Origin of the sequence: Pseudoalteromonas fenneropenaei (genome assembly GCF_042643375.1) — a bacterium.
Classification (GTDB): domain Bacteria; phylum Pseudomonadota; class Gammaproteobacteria; order Enterobacterales; family Alteromonadaceae; genus Pseudoalteromonas; species Pseudoalteromonas fenneropenaei.
Map to the genome: position 1 here is coordinate 135,397 of NZ_JBHRSD010000001.1, position 16,855 is coordinate 152,251.

Sequence of the window (16,855 nt, forward strand, 5' to 3'; positions counted from 1 at the left end):
TTGTTGTTCCTTTGGTTAATACTGTGGGTGGCGCGCCTTCGCGCCAAACCCTTTTTTATTAAATGACTGCTTTGCCGTTACGTACGAAGCAAGGCTTCACTACTTTAACGTCAAATAGTTTATTACGCATTTCAACTTGTGCGGTTTCGCCTGTTGAACGTGGTACGCGAGCCAATGCCACACTGTAGCCCAGCGTTGGCGAGAATGTACCAGAAGTGATAACACCTTCGCCACCTTCTACGATGACTTTAGTGCCAGCACGTAGTACGCCTTTGCTCTCAAGAACTAAGCCAACGAGTTTGTCAGTGCTTTGCTCTGCGCGTTGTTTTTCAACGACTGCGCGACCAATAAAGTCACGATCTGCCGGTTCCCAAGCAATGGTCCAAGCCATGTTTGCCGCCAGTGGCGATACGCTCTCGTCCATATCTAGGCCGTACAGATTCATGCCCGCTTCTAAACGTAGCGTATCACGCGCACCAAGGCCAGCCGGAGCGACACCCGCGTCTAATAATTTTTGCCAAAGGTCTGCAGCTTCATCGTTGTGTACAACGATTTCGTAGCCGTCTTCGCCAGTGTAACCTGTAGTGGCGATAAATAAGTTACCCGCTTGTACACCAAAGAATGGCTTCATGCCTTCAACCGCTGCGTTTTGCTCTGCGGTGAATACCGCAGCGGCTTTGGCTTTGGCATTTGGGCCTTGTACTGCAATCATCGCGAACTCTGGGCGCTCAGTAACAGTAACCGCGAAATCCGCAGCGACTTTTGCAAGATGCGCTAAGTCTTTTTCACGGGTTGCTGAGTTAACCACTAGGCGGTAATCAGTTTCAGTGAAGAAGTAAATGATCAAGTCATCAATCACGCCGCCTTGCTCGTTCAGCATACCGGTGTAAAGTGCTTTACCCGGCACAGTTAACTTAGCCACATCGTTAGCCACAAGCTTACGTAGGAAAGCTTTCGCATCAGCGCCTTTCACATCCACGATAGTCATGTGCGATACGTCGAACATACCTGCATCTTGACGCACTGCGTGGTGCTCTTCAATTTGTGAACCATAGTTGATTGGCATTTCCCAGCCGTGGAAATCAACCATTTTAGCGCCAGCTTCTAAATGCTTTGCGTGAAGTACGGTTTTTTGAGTCATATTCTTCCTGCTCTTGTTATGCCCAAGCGAGCTTGAGCGTTTGCAATATCACGTCGCTGTAAGCTGACAAGCTTAGTTCAGCGAAAAGCCTTTGTCCTGCCAATGGGCCTGCCATTTTGGCAAGTGTTCGTGCTGACTAATTAATTGAAACTGCTTTTCTTCCCCTGCTAGTAATGCAGTGACAAACACATCGCCACTTTGTGCGCCATAGCACAATTGGCGGTCTGTCAGTTGCAAGCCTGGGGTTAAATCAAAAGTTTCGACTAAAGAATCAAATGCGCTGCTGCCAGTTAAGGTGGCAACACTGAGGTCATCACGAACGAGGTAGGCAATGTCATAATCGACAGAGAAGGTGTTGAAGAGCTTTAACAACGCTTGCATTGCCGAGGTGGCAGCGATAAAACGATAAGCGGTGTCGCTGAAATAATACAGCGTGAAGGCTTCTCCGGTTGCCAGTTGACCTTGTAAACCAAGGCCCGGCGCCATCAACTTGGTGAGTGTCAAACCCAGCTCAGCTTGTAAAAATGGGGTTGCTTCAAAACCGCTGAAATCCAGCACTGTCACGTTGCCATTGGCAAGTAGCTGGTTTACTGGCGTGTTTTGACCAAGCGTGTGTTTGGCGAACATAGTTGCGGCAAATGGCATACAGACACCTGAACGATACAAAGTGCTCAAAGTATAAGGGCTGGCTAAGGGCAACAACAAATTGTAATTATTTATCAGTTGATAAATAATACTTATGTTTTGCGGTTGTTAAATTTCATTTTTAAATATTATGAAGAATCTCTCGATGGATGGTCTACGGACCTTTGTAAGTGTGGTAGAACTCGGAGGCTTTGCCAAAGCGGGTGATTTGCTTGGGCTTTCGCAGCCTGCTGTCAGCCTGCAAATAAAACGCTTGGAAGATCAGCTCAATCGGCGGCTGTTTAAAAAACAAGGGCAGCGCCAAGTGCTCAATCAATATGGCGAAATGCTACTGCCTTTAGCCAAGCAAATGCTGCAGTATAATGATGCAGTTATCCAGCAGTTCACCTCAGAGAGCGTGACCGGTAAAGTGCGCCTTGGTATTCCAAGTGAATTTGCCGCACGCATTTTACCTGCCATCATCGGCGATTTTGTGGCGCTTTACCCTGATGTGTCGCTAGAAGTGAAATCACGCCTGAGTAAACATCTGTTGTCAGTATCACGCAAAGATCAGTTCGACTTGGTGCTTGCACTCAATGAAGATTTAGAATCAGCCACTTTACCCTCTTTTATGCAAGACCAACTGGTGTGGGTCGGCGATTTAAGCTTGGCGCATCGCGATGTGATCACCTTAGTGACGGCGCCGGAAGGCTGTATTTATCGTCGCCGTGCCACCGAAGCTTTGGATAACGCGGGGCTAAAGTACCGCATTATCTATAGTAATGCCGATTTGACCGGTTTAACCGCAGCACTAAAAGAAGGCTTAGGGATCACCGTATTAGCCAGAAGCACAGTGCCTAACGAGCTCCCTTATCAAGCCCAAACCGAACATTTGCCCGAACTTGGCCAAATCGCCATCAGCTTAGTTAAGCACCCTAATGAATCGAATAATGCAGTAGATAAACTGGCGGAGTTTATTTCATCAAGATTGGTGGTGTAAGTGGCTTTATACATGGCTATTTAAACGCCAAATTAATTACAAATAAGTTTACAAAACAAATACAGGGTGTTAAAACTTTATTGTCAACTAAATGACAATAAAAAACAACTAAAAGGACATAGCATGAAATTATCACTTAAAAAACAGCAACTAAAATCACTAAGCAAGCAAGTAGTTGAACATGGCGCAACCAAACAAATTAATGGTGGTGCAACCCCTGTCATTACAGCGAGGAATTACTGCGGTACTGGTAATCAGGCTTTCTGCACAGCCGACTACTGCTAATTGAAAATATCGAGGCGGTGTGTTTAGAACCACCGCCTTTAATTTCCTCCAGCTGGAGGTTGCAAAGGTGCGATATAAAATCGCGCCCACAGGCTCTGCAAATTCCACTGTAGGCGGGGTTTTACACCCCGCAAGATTCAAGAACACGATAACAAAGCGCGATATAAAATCGCACCCACAGAATCTGTCACATTTTCGCCTGTAGGCGGGGTTTTATACCCCGCAAGATTCAAGAATCCGATAACAAAGCGCGATATAAAATCGCGCCCACAGAATCTGTCACATTTTCGCCTGTAGGCGGAGTTTTACACCCCGCAAGATTCAAGAACACGATAACTAAGCGCGATATAAAATCGCGCCCACAGAATCTGTCACATTTTCGCCTGTAGGCGGAGTTTTACACCCCGCAAGATTCAGGAACACGATAACAAAGCGCGATATAAAATCGCGCCCACAGAATCTGTCACATTTTCGCCTGTAGGCGGGGTTTTATACCCCGCAGAGTTCAAGAGCACGATAACAAAGCGCGATATAAAATCGCGCCCACAGAATCTGTCACATTTTCGCCTGTAGGCGGGGTTTTACACCCCGCAAAATTCAAGAACACAACAAAAAAGATAAAGGGCCTTTTCGGCCCTCGTGGAGAACGAAAGATTAATGTTTGGGTAAAAATCGTCTCATCCCTAGAAGACTGGCAATAATCACTAACCACCCCAAAGAACCAGAGCTTGATTTTTGGCTTTCTGGCTGAGGCGTTACCACAGTTTCTTTGGCGCTCACGGTAACTTTGACGTCCATACTGGTCACCTTATCGCCATCACTCAGCTCTAACGTAAACGTATGTTCGCCAACCATTAACTCGCTCACTGTGGTGGTGGCTGCAGTTGGCGTGGCAATATTACCTGGGCCTGTCCAAGAAAAACTTAATGGATCACCATCCACATCAAATGAGGCACTGGCATCAAGTGTGACTTTGCCACCTTCTGTAACGCTTTGCGCACTTTGTGCCACGTCAATGGTTGGTGCATCGTTTACGTTTGTTACTGTGAGGGTAAAGCTGGTACGCGCAGCATCATTAGGATGTTCGATATCACGTACAACCACTGTCACTAAGGTGTCACCCACAAAGTCAGCCGCCGGCGTAATGGTGACCAAGTCGCCATCGACCATTGCGTTAATATGTTCACCTGTAACCACAATTTCATTTGCTGACGTTTGCTCGTCAATGTGAGTGACGGTGAACGAAAGCGCGTGCTCCTCTTGCGTCGTCATGTCATCCAACTCAACCACAGTGATGTGGCTTGGAACTTCAATTGCGTGGTTCATCACGGTATCTGCCATACCTGTCATTGCCGCTTTCGCTGTGACCATCATCGTTCGACCTGGCGCTTTTTTGTTGACGTCCGCCCATACTGTTACTTCAAATTGCGAGGATTCGGGGCCGATGTAGTCCATACAAATGATATTGCCAGATTGCACTTGCGTATTAAGGTTTTCAAAGGCGATGTCCTTACCTATGTAGTTAGACAATGGGCCGTGTGAGTAGACTTGGCCTTTGAAGCCTTGAAGACCAATACTGCCGCGCGCGTCGGTTGAGCCATAGTTAATGTTGTCGTATGCGTAGTAAATTTCGTGCTCCCCTTTACCAAAACGGGTGTTCACGTTAAATAGGATTTCGAAATCGAACTGGTTATCGCGGGCCTCCCATTCGTACTTACCGCTAGTTCGATCTAGCACTGGATTGCCGTAGTCACGGGCGTTATCCCACTCGACGATACCCCAACCAGTAGCTGTACTTGCCAGTGAGATACCTTCTGCAGCACTAAGACCTAAGCTCATGATTTCAACATCTCCACCTATGCTGATCCCACGCCATAGGGGTGCTAGGCTTTCATATGGGAATGAGTTATAAGGGAATCTAAAGTGATAGGCGTAGAACAGCGGCGCCCCAGTAAAGTCAACAATACCGTTACCGCGCACCTGCATAATATTGCGCGGTGCGTTCATCTCGGCGGTGTTGTTAAACAGGCTAAATTCCTTGTATTGCCCGTTAAACATAGATGAAATCGGAATTGCCCAACCGTCACGGTAGTTGATCTGATTTTTATCATCAAAACCCGATAGCATTGGCAGGATACCAAACTCACTCAAGTTCACATATCCACCCGGATTACTGTTACCAAAGCTCGGCAGACGACACATTTCGTCGTCTGCGTTAGTGGTGACAAGATAATCAGGTTTCACATCTGAGGTATCAGCTTGAACGCCTTCAATTTTCAATTGATTGCCTGCAACACTTATCGCTAAATCTGCTTGCGATGAATGGAAAATACGCTCAGGGGTTACCGTTAAACCTTCAGGAATAGTTGCGGTGAAGCTAAATGTTCTGTCCATTCCGCTGTTGTTTGCCAGTACTTCAAATGTCAGTGGAATAGCTTGACCTACTTTCGCTTTGGTCTGTGGCACATCCAGAGATACGTGATTTTTACCCCGGATCACTTTGAGTGGAATGGCCCCCACATTCCCAGTATTCGCCTCTGAGGTGCCAACATCAATTAAGCTGTAGTAAACGCTATCAACGTCCATCGGCATTTGCCAAGTAATGTCCATATCTACTTTGTTTTTACCATCTGCGGCAGGCAGCGCTACTTGGATGTCGTTTGTCGTTTCATCTGTCACCATCGCAGTGGCGTAAGTAAATGTTTCTTTAACACCTTCAAGGTTGATCTTCTTGGAGTTGTACAACATTACCCAGTATTTTCCTTCTTCTGGGTTATTAATGTTACAGAAGTTGTTGTAAATGATATGGTTAGACACACATAGGATTTCATCTTGCGGTTGAATGACACCGTCGTCATTGTAATCTTTACCTACGTAAACCAGCGGGTTACCTAAGTTCAAAGACCCTTTTTGTGAAGATTCAACGACACCTTGCACTTCAGCAACAAGACGCTTAGCGTTTGCTGGCACAGTAATAAACTCAAAGTGGACCGCTTCGTCGATGACCTCATTCATGTCTACTTCGGTCGTACGGTTAAGTGCCCAAGGGAATGTACCGTCGTCGTCTTTTGGTAACGTAATGGTTTTGATATCCGCTTTGGTGGCTTTGTAAACACGTGATGTTGGCGATTCTGTCGCCGGCATTTGCACGTTTTTCACTTTATACGAACCGTCATCGGTGTGTGCTGACACAACTAGGTTTGAAGGTAAATCGCCACGGTCATATTTGAATACCAACGGCCAATGCGCTTCTGGAATATCGGCTTCTTCTGCTTTGAAAATGAGGTTAGTGTGTAGCTCAACTTCTGAGTTACTAAACCAGTCTTGCGTATCCATGATGGACGCTTTAATAACGATGGTTTGCGTTTCGCCTTTTTTCAAACTGAAGGTGTTTGGGATAACCTCAATATTGACGCCATTTTGCGCAGATTGCGTACGCATATCGAACGCCCAGTTGATCACATCTTCGTGTGACACTGACCATGTACCGTCTTTTGTCGCCTTCACGGTACGAACCCATTGACACTCTGGCGCACAGGAAAAGTTAACCAAGTTGGGGATATTGAGTTTGTGCGGTGTGCCACCGTTGTAAGGATCAGCGGCTAGGAAGTTGTCCGCAGTTTCATGCATAACAAGGCCTGCTTGCGCTGCGTTTTCAACGTTGATACGCCCAGTACCAGCACGATAAATACCCGCTTCGCCTACATCGCCCGAAGGTAAATTCAAACGACGATAACGCACCTCGTTATCTGTGGTCATGGCAAGCGCGGATTGAATTTCAGCAGCGGACCAATCTGGCTGTAATTGACGTAACAGCGCCATTGCACCAGCAACATGTGGGCTTGCCATTGAGGTACCACTGAGGGCGCTAAAGTCTGCCCCATGTGGTGCCGTAAATGGATGCTCATCAGCATATGCCGCATAAATGTTCACACCAGGCGCTGAAACCGTAGGCGCTAATACTTCAACATTTGCATAGGACGGACCCCGCGATGAGAAAGTAGCCAGCCAATCTGCACGCTCTTGGTTAATTTCGCGGGTAATTTGCGTTGGTTTAATGGTGATCATGTGACCCAACTCCGTGGTCGAATCCACCCAATCTTCTAACCCATCTTGACCGTTTACGCCGTTCCACTGTTCATTAGTGAAGTGCACGCCCGGCAGCTCATAGCTTTCAGGCACTGTGCTTTGGTCTTTAACACGGTTAAACATGATAAAACCAGCTGCCCCACCCGCTTTAATGTTGTCAATTTTTGCGGTGCGTGCATTGGCATTCGGATCGTTTGGCGCATGGCGTTGGCACACAACGATTACCTTAGTATCACCCGTTGCAGCGCCTGGAATTGCCGTACCATTTTTAAAAAAGTTAAAGGTGTTTGGTGCAAACTCCGTTGCACAGTAACCTTCTCCATCCACAATGCCATTTGCATCTTTGTAGTCCTTTGCCCAAACAACGACACCTGTGATCTCCGCTTGGTTAATGGCTTCACCACGCAAACCAGTTTGTGCCCAACTTGGTATTTCCTGACCTAAAGCAGGCTCGACAAAACCAGCAAACTCAACTGGTGTGGCAACCAACACCTCACGCGCGTGCGTTGTTGCGGCAACTTGGGCCAGCCAAGGTGAAGCGTTATCTAAGTAACCAAAGCATTCTTGACCACAATTACCTGAGCCTGAATTACCCGCGGCGGCCGCGATGTTAATGCCAGCTTCACGTGCCGATAAAAAGGCCAGTTGTACTGGATCTGCCCAAATATTTGAATCCGCTCCCCCAATTGAGAAGTTAATAACGTCAACGCCATCATCAATGGCATCTTCAATACCTGCAACCAGCGCTTCCGCTGGACATCCGTTAAAACCTGAGTCATTGCTCGGATAACAAACTTGATAAGAAACTATGTTGGCATGAGGCGCAACCCCCGAAAGTTCAGGAAATAACTTGTCTTTGATAATGTGACCGTCACTTTCTTCACCTGCACCAGCCACCATATAAGGAACATCTTTTAACACGTTACCCGCAGCCGTTGAGGCTACATGAGAGCCATGACCTTGATAATCTTCCCCAATAGCAGGCCAACCTGGGCGCATATCGTGATAAGTATCGGTGATCACATCGTATGAACGAACACCGATTAGTTTGTCGTTACATTGAATGTGCGCTGCATCTTCAACACAATCACCCACATAAACACCGGCTCCCCAAGGATTGATATGGTTATAACCATCCTCTCCTTCATCAGCAAAAGCGGGATGATCGGAATTAATGCCAGTATCTATAATGCCAATAATTTGCCCTTCACCTTTGGCCTTCAAACCCGCAGATGAGGCCTGACCAAGCCATACTTGCTCGGCATGAATGGTTTTTGGACCTTGATCTGAAAGCAGCTCATAGTTTTTCGCACGCACCACACTGACGACATTTGCTAAACCCGCAACTTGCTCAGCTTGGGCCTCAGTTAAAGTCAGCGAGAAACCATTTAAGGCTTTAGTGAATTGGCGGCGAACTTGATGTTGACCAGTCACACTCGCGATTTGCGCAATTACCGCCTGCTGCTTTTGCAGCAGTGACTGGCGGTAAGCATTGACTTTCTCACTTGCTGCGACCCCACGCGTAAAGAGTTTTTTGCTGCTGTTGTGCCGTGCCCTTTGTACCGCCAGCTCACCGGCCATTGCCATAGCAACAGGTTGATCATTAAGGCGCACGATATAAACATGCGCACCACTGATCCCTTCAGCGATAAATTTATGTGGACGTTTGATCTGGCGGTTTACCCCTTGTTGTGCATCACCAGTTTCCAAAGCATGCTCTTGTAGCTGCAAAGTCAACGCTTGCACATCGGCGAAGGTAAAATTAGGTGCTTGAAGTACATCAGAATTTTGATGATTCATGATTGCTGCTTGGAGTGTTCCCATAGAGACCAACCCGGTTAGTACAGCCAGTGCGACTTTTTTTATTTTCATAGCTATTCCCAATGGTTTAACAATTAAAAAATTTGAAATATTTAGTTCACATATATTCAAACACAGCTGCTCATTACTTAACCATTGACTTTGTGTAGCTTTTTGTACACTAGACATTCTTTAAAAATCAATTGGATAGGAGTTAAAATGGGCTTTTACGCAGACACAGACAATTGACATCAAGACTAATTTTTGGGAACTTCAGTAACACTCTATATACTGATTTAAGTCACTTATCTGGCCTAACCAATGACGATTTCGCAACAGTCTATTCTCGGTTTAGTATTTTTGTCTTTTGCCAGCGGCGCATTGGCGTCAGATCTTGTGTATGCCCCTAAAAACCAATTGCGTGCTTCCATTACGGTGGGCTTTGGAGGAATAGAAAACCCCATCAACAGCGCCAAAAATATTACGACGCCAGTTTTACCGGCAATCTCCTATTTTGGTGAAGATTGGTATTTCAGCAATTCAACCCTAGGCTACAGCCTGCATGAATCTGCTTGGTATTTGGATATAGCAGGTACATTAAATGAAGATGGCCTGTTTTTTGAATTGGACGGCGTGTCTAATTTATTGGTGGTTTATTCGCTGAATAACTCTTTGCCCAGTGGTACACCGTTGCACCTTAAACCGATAAAACGCAAATTGTCCTACATGGCAGGGCTGATTGGCGGCACTCGGGTTAATGACTTTGGTATTGAGTTTGCCGCCTTACATGATGTGACTGGGGTACATGATGGCTATGAATTTATTTTCAATACCAATTACGCCATCACCTTGGGCAAAGCCCAGTTGCTCTTTGAGCCTTCGGTCAGATACAAAAGCCAACAACTGATCGACTATTACTATACCGTTTCCCCTTCTGAAGCAATATCACGATTACCGCCCTATCAACTGCCAAACCACGCCATCAATTATCAGTTCGGTATTGCCTATGAACTACCATTTTCAGACAGTTGGAGTTTGACACTTAAACTCCAAAAACACTGGATAGATGGCAAACTCAGTAGCACGCCAATGTTTGTTCAATCGGTATACTACAGTGGCTTCGCTGGCTTGAAATTCGAGTTTTAGCATGATGGCAAAGCAAACACGACTTCATCCCTTGCTCTGCTTAATGTTCTTTATCACGAGCGTGTTTGCCCACAGCGGATCGTTAGAGGTTAGTCCGCATATCTGTGTTGTCAGTAATGCAGGTGATAAGTGCAACATTGCTGTAAAAATCAATATTGAACTACAAGACCAAGAAGAAGCCTGTTTGGTGTTAAGCCCCGCCAAACAGCACTTAGCATGCTTTACCAATGGCCTCCACCAACTGGTGCTAAACCTTGAACTTATCGACAGCACGGCTTTGGAACTTGTCAATCGAAACGGAGAAATTGTGGCGCAAAAGGTGATCACAGTGTCACGCTTAAATCGCAATGACTATCGTGTTAAACGTCGCTTTGGCTGGGGGATTTAATGTCTGCTTATATACTCTTGCTCGAAGATGACGAGGAGCTGGCGAGCTTAACCAGTCGGTATTTGCGTACACAAGGTTTTGAGGTTGAGATCTTATCCTCCCTTAAAGCAATCCAAGCCTACCACAACTTCGCAAAGCCGGATCTTTTACTGTGTGATGTCATGCTACCTGACGGTAATAGTTTCGATATTTTTCCATTTTTAGAACGTCACTTTCCATGCCCAATCATCTTTTTGACTGCGCTTGACGAGGACAAAGATCAAATTACCGGGCTCAATATTGGCGCCTGCGACTATTTGGTCAAACCCATCCACCCAGAAGTTTTGCTAGCAAAAATTAATGCCATTTTACGTGCAATTGGCAAAGTTAAAACCCTAAAAATGGTGGGTGGAGCAAGCCTTGATGACAAAGCACAACAACTTCATGTCGGCAATACCGTGATTACGCTAAACTCAGATGAAGTGAAGATTTTACATTGCCTGTTTTCAAACTACCCCAATCACGTCAGCCGAGAATCTTTGTTTAACGAAGTCCTCGCTCGCATGTACGATGGCCTAGATAGAGCCGTCGATTTAAAAGTTAGTCGTTTGCGTAAAAAGTTACAGAAGCATGGAGTGACGGAAATTGATTTTGTATCACACCGAGGACTTGGCTACTACATCAAGGTAACTGCATAATGCGCAAACAGTTTTTTCGTCTGTATTTATTTGCGTTTTTAAGCATAGCAACTATTTTGCTGGCGTTTAACCAAGTATTGCCCACCGAACAACAAGAACTGAGCGCCATTACACTGCCGATTAATTCATTGCAGGAACTTATCGCCAACAAAGAAACCCACCTCATTGCGCTTGCTATGACAGATATCGTGTTTCCCAGTGAAATTGCGCAGCAACTTGCCGCGCAGAAAATGATAACTGTGATAGAAAATGGCGAAAATTACGTTTACTTGCTGTCCACAAACCAAGATGAACTCTTTCGTGTCGGGCCAATTTCAATCAACCCTCCGAGTAACCCCGCGAACAGCTACATACTGTTAGGTTACAGCGCGATTGCGTTGGTTTTACTGTTTTTGATCCGGCCTATTTTTACTGAGCTTGCGCAACTGCAACGCGCCGTCAGACAATTTGCACAAGATAAAAAGCCCGTTGAATTGAGCCTAAAACGTGCGTCGTCTGTATATCCGCTGGCACAGGGGATCAGTGAGATGAGCGCACAGATTGCCAATTTCATCCAGCTTCATCGTGATCTCTCGCGGATCATTTCCCATGAAATTCGTACCCCATTAAGTCGCCTGCGCTTCGCACTGACGCTACACAATGACGTTCCCAATGAGCTCAATGAACGTTTACTGCGCAATTTTGATGAGATAGAAAAGCATCTAGATCAGTACCTCAGTTTTGCCCGAGTTGAGAATTTGGCTAATTTTATCCAACAGCGAGCGCATTCCAGTCACGAACTGATCGAAGCTGAATTGGCAAAAAATGCGATTTATAAAACCATACATTTTTCCTCTCACATCGCACATGACAAGCTATTTTGTGATGCCACCAGCTTAGCGTTATTGCTGCAAAATCTGTTGTCAAACGCACTGAAATACGCAAAAACGAGAGTTCATGTTGACTTCTATGTCGACCAGCAATGGCAATACCTCAGTGTGGAAGATGATGGCGAGGGACTTCCGCCTAACGCGGCACTGCTACTTGCGCCGTTTAAGCAAGGCTCAAATCCTTCGCTTCAAGGGGGATATGGACTTGGACTTTATATCATTCAACGGATTGCCCAGTGGCACAACGGTGAAGTGGTGTTAACTAGGCATGGGCAATTGGGGGGAGCGCGTATTACTATTCGTTGGCCAATTGAAGGCGTTGGGGCATGAGCGGCAAGTACCTCACCGCCCTGAGAAAATGCCGCTATGTTTGAAGGGGCAGGTTATTTCCCTTCAATGGCCTGTTTGGCAAACAAGTCTTTAATTGGGCCTAATTTATCAACCATAGATAAGCCTACGCCACGGATCAGCTTTTTCAGCGGATGGCTACCTTCGAATAAGGTTTTCAAACCTTGCATCATGGCAATATGCTTTTGTGCATCAAGCTTACGGCTACGCTCATATTCACGTAGCACGGCATGACTTGCAAACTCACTGAGGTTATCACGCAATAATTGAATTAATAGTGCGGCATCTTTTAACCCTAAGTTCATACCAAGGCCAGCAAGCGGGTGAATAGTATGCGCAGCGTCACCCATCAGCACCACTTTGCCGCTAAGCCATTGCTGGGCATAGCGCATGGTTAATGGGAATACGTGACGCTCACCCACCACCTCACATAAGCCACACTGTGCATCAATCGCGGCACAAATTGCTTTGGCAAAGTCGCCATCACTCATCGCCATTAAAGCCTTGGCATGATCTGGCTCAGTTGACCACACAATGGAGTGATGATGTTCATCAGCTAGCGGCAGAAATGCCAATGGCCCTTGTGGCAAAAACACCTGACGTGCAGTATAGGCATGTGGCTCAGTGGTTTTGATGGTGGTGACAATAGCGTGATGGTCGTAATCCCAGTAACTGATCGGCAGATTAAACTGACGACGAATAGCGGAATTTGCACCATCAGCCGCCACCAGCAGTTTGGCCATAATCGGCATGCCTTGCTCAAGAGTGAGCAGCACATCTGTGTCGCTTTGGTGGATATGCTGATAACGGGTATTAAAATGCAGCTTGGCGTTTGGCTCACGCGTCAGTGCTTGATAAAGCGCAAAGCGAATGGCTTCGTTTTCGATAATATGACCAAGCTCAGGCAAATCTAAACTTTGCCCGCTAAACGCGATACGGCCGCTACTGTCTTTATCTCTAACATCCATATGCTGATAAGGCGTGGCGCGTGACGCTAAAATGGCGTCCCACACCCCCAATTGTGCAAACAAACTCTGGCTTGCTAAACTTATCGCCGACACACGCGCTTGATATTGTTCACCTAACGGCCTTGGCACATCACCACTATCCAGCAAGGCAACACTGATTCCTGCTTTGGCAAGCCCCAGCGCGGCTGCTAAACCAACGCACCCACCACCAACGATACAAACTTGAATTTGCTGCATTTTATTCTCCTGCGCTACTTGCTGCTAACCTGCCCCATGAGCTGCTTGGCCAGTGGTGCTTTTAACGCTGGCAGCAATGCCATAGCGGTAAGCCCCAGACTGCGTCCCAGCGCTAAGAGTCGGCTGCGATTTGAAAACACTCGCACTAACGCATCGGTCAAGGTCATGACCGTTGAAATATCTTGTTCACGTGCCTCACGGTACGCTTTGGTAAAGGCATAGCTGCCCCATTCATGTGGTGGCTGCTGTTGTAAAAGTTGGGCTAACGCTTCGATATCACGCAGGCCAAGATTAAACCCTTGTCCTGCAATGGGGTGAATGGCGTGCGCGGCATTGCCCACCACCACCACGCGATGCGCCACGAGTGAACTCACGCGACCAAGCACTAATGGATAGCTGGCACGCTGACCCACTTGCGTAAATACACCAGCACGATAACCAAAAGCCTGTTGTAGCGCGGCCAGAAACTCTACCTCTGACAAAGTGCGGTAATGCTCTAACTGCGCCTCTGGCATACACCATACTAATGAGTAACGGCCTTTGCTCATCGGCAACAGCGCCATCGGGCCATGCTCGGTAAAGCGCTCAAAGGCGTTAAACTGATGCCCGCCTTGCACCGCCACATTGGCAATAAGCGCTCCTTGTTGATACGCTTTACGCTCAAAACTAATACCGACTTTATCTCGCGTTGGCGACTGCGCACCGTCCGCAATTACCAGTAATTTAGCCTCAAGCTTGGTGCCTGACGCTAAAGTTAAGGATACTTGCGCGGCGCTTTGCACTACCTCAGTCACATTGTCTGGACAAAACAGTGTCATTTGCGCTGTACTTAACTGCTGGTGAAGATAGGCGCCAAAAGGGGCAACCTCAACCACTACACCTAACGCCTCAACTTGGTATTCATCCGCACTCAGCCACGTTTTACCAAAATGGCCTCGGTCTGACACCGCCACATCGTGAATTGGCGCAGCGTAATCGCTATTTGGATTAAATAGCCCTAATGCTTGTAGGTAGCTGACTGAATGTGCTGCTAAAGCGATACTGCGGTCATCAAAGCTGGGATGGCTTTGTGTTTGCGGCGGATTGGCTTCGACAATCGCAATGCGGCATGTGGGCAGATGTTTATGAATGGCAAGTGCGGCGGTACTGCCTGCCAAACCGCCGCCGACGATGACTAAGTCAAATTGCTGTGCTGTGGTCATGTCTTTATGGGTATTCCTAGGCTTGCATTAAGGCTTCTATTTCAGCCACTGTTTTTGGTACGTCTTTGGTGAGCACCTCGTAACCTGACTCGGTCACCAAGAGGTCGTCTTCGATACGAATACCAATCCCTTTATATTGCTCAGGTACTAGCGCGTCCTCATCAAAGTACAGGCCAGGCTCAATAGTCAGCACCATCCCCGATGCAAACGGACGGTCTTTTTCGTCTTGTTTGTAGTCACCAACATCGTGGACATCAAGGCCAAGCCAATGCCCTAAACCGTGCATGTAAAAGGCTTTGCAAGCTTGGTTTTCAAGTAGTTCATTAAGTTCGCCCGATAAAATACCGAGCTTTATCAAACCTTCAGTCATGACGCGCATTGCAGCTTTGTTGGCTGCAATTAGCGTACCGCCCGGTTTAACATGCTCAAACGCAGCATACTGAGCGGCTAACACTAATTCATAAATGGCTTTTTGTGCCGCGCTGAAACGGCCATTGACTGGAAAAGTGCGCGTGATATCAGCGGCATAGCCTTCAAGCTCACAACCCGAATCTATCAGCACTAAATCGCCATCACGCAAGGTGTCGCTGTTTTCGGTGTAATGCAAAATATTGGCGTTATTTCCCGCTCCCACTATAGTGCCATAAGCGGGGTGACGGGCACCTTGCATAGCGTAATGGTGGTGGATCTCGGCTTCTAACTGATATTCAGTAGCGCCAGGTTTGGCAAAGCGCATCGCACGTTTGTGGCCTTCGGCACTGATCTCTGCGGCTTTTCGCATCACTGCAAGTTCGGCGTCTGATTTAAACAATCGCATTTCATGTACTAACGCACGCACGTCTTTGATGATTTCCGGAGCGCGATAACCTTTCTTCGGCGCACCGCGCAAAGTACTAAGCAACGACCAAATTTGCTCATCAAAATCAGCATAAGTGCCTTGGGCAAAATAGAGCGTGCGTTTGCCATTCACTAACGGCAGTAGTTCATTATCTAGTTCAGACAAGGGATAGGTCGCGTCAAACTGTAAAGTCGTTTTTGCCGCTTCATGACCAAGGCGGCGACCGTGCCAAATCTCAGCGATTTTGTCTTTATTACGACAGAACAGCACTGTTTGGCACTCACCGTCTCGCGATTTGGTCAGCACTAACAAGGCGTCAGGCTCTTTAAAACCAGTGAGATAAAAGAAATCACTGTCTTGGCGAAATGCGTACTCAGTATCGCGACTGCGCGTCACTTCACGCGCAGCAGGAATAACCGCAACGGCATTGTTATCCATCGCGGCCAGTAATTTTGCCCGTCTGGCAACAAATTCGGCGGTCGCTATCATTAATGTAAAGTCTTCTTAGTTGGTGCTGTGGTGCGCTCTTTGCCCATTTCAGCAAAGCACAATAACGATGATACGCGCACATATTCGATCACTTCGTGCAGCGCTTCTTCGTCTTCGTTACTGTCGTCAAATGAGGTGTCTAAACGCGAGATCTCAGTGAAGTCTTTAATCACTTCTTTAACATCTGCAGAGAGCTTGCCGTAGTCTTTTTGCTTTAAACCAAAACCCAGCATAAAGCCCGCAACCCAAGCCACTAAACCATTAGCTTGGTCCACTAAGCTTTCATCGCCCGATGGTAAATATAATTCAAAGTGGAATTCTTCGTCATTAAAGCCCTCCACCACTTGCGAGTACAAAGTTGCAAAGAAGGTTTTTAACTCAGGCGAGAACGCTTGACCGTCGTTAAATACATCGCTGAGTAAGGTTAAATATTCTTTTTCATCGATATTGAGGCCACAAGCAAGCAAACCACTGATAGCACCATGCACCTCAGCTGGCGCGACAAAAATATCGTGTTTTTCTAGTAGCAGCTGCGCCGCTTGGTAATCCGGAAACTCTACCATGTCGTTACGATCTCAATCTCGAACTATGAATAATGTCTAATGCTAACACCTGCTTATTTCTTTCACCAATGATTAAAGTCAATCTCTGCATGACAATTGTTTGGCAAATCAACAATCAGCTTAAAAACCCAGCGGTCGGAGCAGTTATTTGCAATTTTTCCTGTCAGGAATCCCAGTTGTTTTATATACTA

Annotated in this window: 13 protein-coding genes; 6 read left to right on the forward strand and 7 right to left on the reverse strand. The window is 46.7% G+C overall.

The window, feature by feature from the left end:
- Nucleotides 1–58 precede the first annotated feature (58 nt).
- Nucleotides 59–1,141, reverse strand: a complete 1,083-nt coding sequence (gene gcvT / locus ACFOEE_RS00595) for a glycine cleavage system aminomethyltransferase GcvT (RefSeq protein WP_377119858.1) — start codon at nucleotides 1,139–1,141, stop codon at nucleotides 59–61.
- A 72-nt stretch (nucleotides 1,142–1,213) separates the two neighbouring features.
- Nucleotides 1,214–1,786, reverse strand: coding sequence for a hypothetical protein (locus ACFOEE_RS00600; protein WP_377119860.1), 573 nt, complete (start codon nucleotides 1,784–1,786; stop codon nucleotides 1,214–1,216).
- A 130-nt stretch (nucleotides 1,787–1,916) separates the two neighbouring features.
- On the opposite strand from ACFOEE_RS00600, the gene ACFOEE_RS00605 reads away from it, so the two are divergent.
- Nucleotides 1,917–2,765: a LysR family transcriptional regulator gene (locus ACFOEE_RS00605; RefSeq protein WP_377119862.1), complete on the forward strand. Its 849-nt coding sequence runs from the start codon at nucleotides 1,917–1,919 to the stop codon at nucleotides 2,763–2,765.
- Nucleotides 2,766–2,888: 123 nt separating this feature from the next.
- Nucleotides 2,889–3,050 carry a hypothetical protein gene (locus tag ACFOEE_RS00610; RefSeq protein ID WP_377119864.1) on the forward strand — a complete coding sequence of 54 codons (162 nt, stop codon included), beginning with the start codon at nucleotides 2,889–2,891 and terminating at the stop codon, nucleotides 3,048–3,050.
- A gap of 654 nt (nucleotides 3,051–3,704) precedes the next feature.
- On the opposite strand, the gene ACFOEE_RS00615 is transcribed toward ACFOEE_RS00610, so the two are convergent.
- Nucleotides 3,705–9,011, reverse strand: coding sequence for a S8 family serine peptidase (locus tag ACFOEE_RS00615; protein WP_377119866.1), 5,307 nt, complete (start codon nucleotides 9,009–9,011; stop codon nucleotides 3,705–3,707).
- 249 nt (nucleotides 9,012–9,260) lie between these two features.
- Here ACFOEE_RS00615 and ACFOEE_RS00620 point away from each other — a divergent pair, with 249 nt between their 5' ends.
- The 4 genes from ACFOEE_RS00620 to ACFOEE_RS00635 are packed head-to-tail and all read left to right on the forward strand — an operon-like array spanning nucleotide 9,261 to nucleotide 12,349.
- Complete coding sequence (locus ACFOEE_RS00620) at nucleotides 9,261–10,085, forward strand: MipA/OmpV family protein (RefSeq protein ID WP_377119868.1); 825 nt, start codon at nucleotides 9,261–9,263, stop codon at nucleotides 10,083–10,085.
- Nucleotide 10,086: 1 nt separating this feature from the next.
- Nucleotides 10,087–10,473, forward strand: coding sequence for a DUF3019 domain-containing protein (locus ACFOEE_RS00625; RefSeq protein ID WP_377119870.1), 387 nt, complete (start codon nucleotides 10,087–10,089; stop codon nucleotides 10,471–10,473).
- Nucleotides 10,473–11,150: a response regulator transcription factor gene (locus tag ACFOEE_RS00630; protein ID WP_377119872.1), complete on the forward strand. Its 678-nt coding sequence runs from the start codon at nucleotides 10,473–10,475 to the stop codon at nucleotides 11,148–11,150. The genes ACFOEE_RS00625 and ACFOEE_RS00630 overlap by 1 nt, the downstream gene beginning before the upstream one ends.
- Nucleotides 11,150–12,349 (forward strand): ATP-binding protein, encoded by a 1,200-nt coding sequence (locus ACFOEE_RS00635; RefSeq protein WP_377119874.1) that lies wholly within the window; start codon nucleotides 11,150–11,152, stop codon nucleotides 12,347–12,349. The genes ACFOEE_RS00630 and ACFOEE_RS00635 overlap by 1 nt, the downstream gene beginning before the upstream one ends.
- Nucleotides 12,350–12,402: 53 nt before the next feature.
- Here ACFOEE_RS00635 and ACFOEE_RS00640 read toward each other — a convergent pair whose 3' ends face one another.
- From ACFOEE_RS00640 to ACFOEE_RS00655, 4 genes are read right to left on the reverse strand one after another with little or no spacing between them, the layout of a single operon-like run.
- Complete coding sequence (locus tag ACFOEE_RS00640; protein ID WP_377119876.1) at nucleotides 12,403–13,572, reverse strand: FAD-dependent oxidoreductase; 1,170 nt, start codon at nucleotides 13,570–13,572, stop codon at nucleotides 12,403–12,405.
- A gap of 14 nt (nucleotides 13,573–13,586) precedes the next feature.
- Complete coding sequence (gene ubiH / locus ACFOEE_RS00645; RefSeq protein ID WP_377119878.1) at nucleotides 13,587–14,774, reverse strand: 2-octaprenyl-6-methoxyphenyl hydroxylase; 1,188 nt, start codon at nucleotides 14,772–14,774, stop codon at nucleotides 13,587–13,589.
- A 16-nt stretch (nucleotides 14,775–14,790) separates the two neighbouring features.
- Entirely contained in the window at nucleotides 14,791–16,101 is a 1,311-nt protein-coding gene (pepP, locus tag ACFOEE_RS00650; protein WP_377119880.1) for a Xaa-Pro aminopeptidase, read from the reverse strand.
- Nucleotides 16,101–16,664 (reverse strand): UPF0149 family protein, encoded by a 564-nt coding sequence (locus ACFOEE_RS00655; protein ID WP_377119882.1) that lies wholly within the window; start codon nucleotides 16,662–16,664, stop codon nucleotides 16,101–16,103. Before ACFOEE_RS00655 ends, pepP begins: the two co-directional genes overlap by 1 nt.
- Nucleotides 16,665–16,855 lie beyond the last annotated feature (191 nt).

What these genes read in the sequence shown, in the direction of transcription:
- ACFOEE_RS00630 (WP_377119872.1), top strand. Translation starts at nt 10,473, where the DNA reads ATGTCTGCTTATATACTCTTGCTCGAAGATGACGAGGAGCTGGCGAGC.
- gcvT (WP_377119858.1), bottom strand. Translation starts at nt 1,141, where the DNA reads ATGACTCAAAAAACCGTACTTCACGCAAAGCATTTAGAAGCTGGCGCT.
- ACFOEE_RS00635 (WP_377119874.1), top strand. Translation starts at nt 11,150, where the DNA reads ATGCGCAAACAGTTTTTTCGTCTGTATTTATTTGCGTTTTTAAGCATA.
- ACFOEE_RS00605 (WP_377119862.1), top strand. Translation starts at nt 1,917, where the DNA reads ATGAAGAATCTCTCGATGGATGGTCTACGGACCTTTGTAAGTGTGGTA.
- ACFOEE_RS00640 (WP_377119876.1), bottom strand. Translation starts at nt 13,572, where the DNA reads ATGCAGCAAATTCAAGTTTGTATCGTTGGTGGTGGGTGCGTTGGTTTA.
- ACFOEE_RS00620 (WP_377119868.1), top strand. Translation starts at nt 9,261, where the DNA reads ATGACGATTTCGCAACAGTCTATTCTCGGTTTAGTATTTTTGTCTTTT.
- pepP (WP_377119880.1), bottom strand. Translation starts at nt 16,101, where the DNA reads ATGATAGCGACCGCCGAATTTGTTGCCAGACGGGCAAAATTACTGGCC.
- ACFOEE_RS00625 (WP_377119870.1), top strand. Translation starts at nt 10,087, where the DNA reads ATGATGGCAAAGCAAACACGACTTCATCCCTTGCTCTGCTTAATGTTC.
- ubiH (WP_377119878.1), bottom strand. Translation starts at nt 14,774, where the DNA reads ATGACCACAGCACAGCAATTTGACTTAGTCATCGTCGGCGGCGGTTTG.
- ACFOEE_RS00610 (WP_377119864.1), top strand. Translation starts at nt 2,889, where the DNA reads ATGAAATTATCACTTAAAAAACAGCAACTAAAATCACTAAGCAAGCAA.
- ACFOEE_RS00615 (WP_377119866.1), bottom strand. Translation starts at nt 9,011, where the DNA reads ATGAAAATAAAAAAAGTCGCACTGGCTGTACTAACCGGGTTGGTCTCT.
- ACFOEE_RS00600 (WP_377119860.1), bottom strand. Translation starts at nt 1,786, where the DNA reads ATGCCATTTGCCGCAACTATGTTCGCCAAACACACGCTTGGTCAAAAC.
- ACFOEE_RS00655 (WP_377119882.1), bottom strand. Translation starts at nt 16,664, where the DNA reads ATGGTAGAGTTTCCGGATTACCAAGCGGCGCAGCTGCTACTAGAAAAA.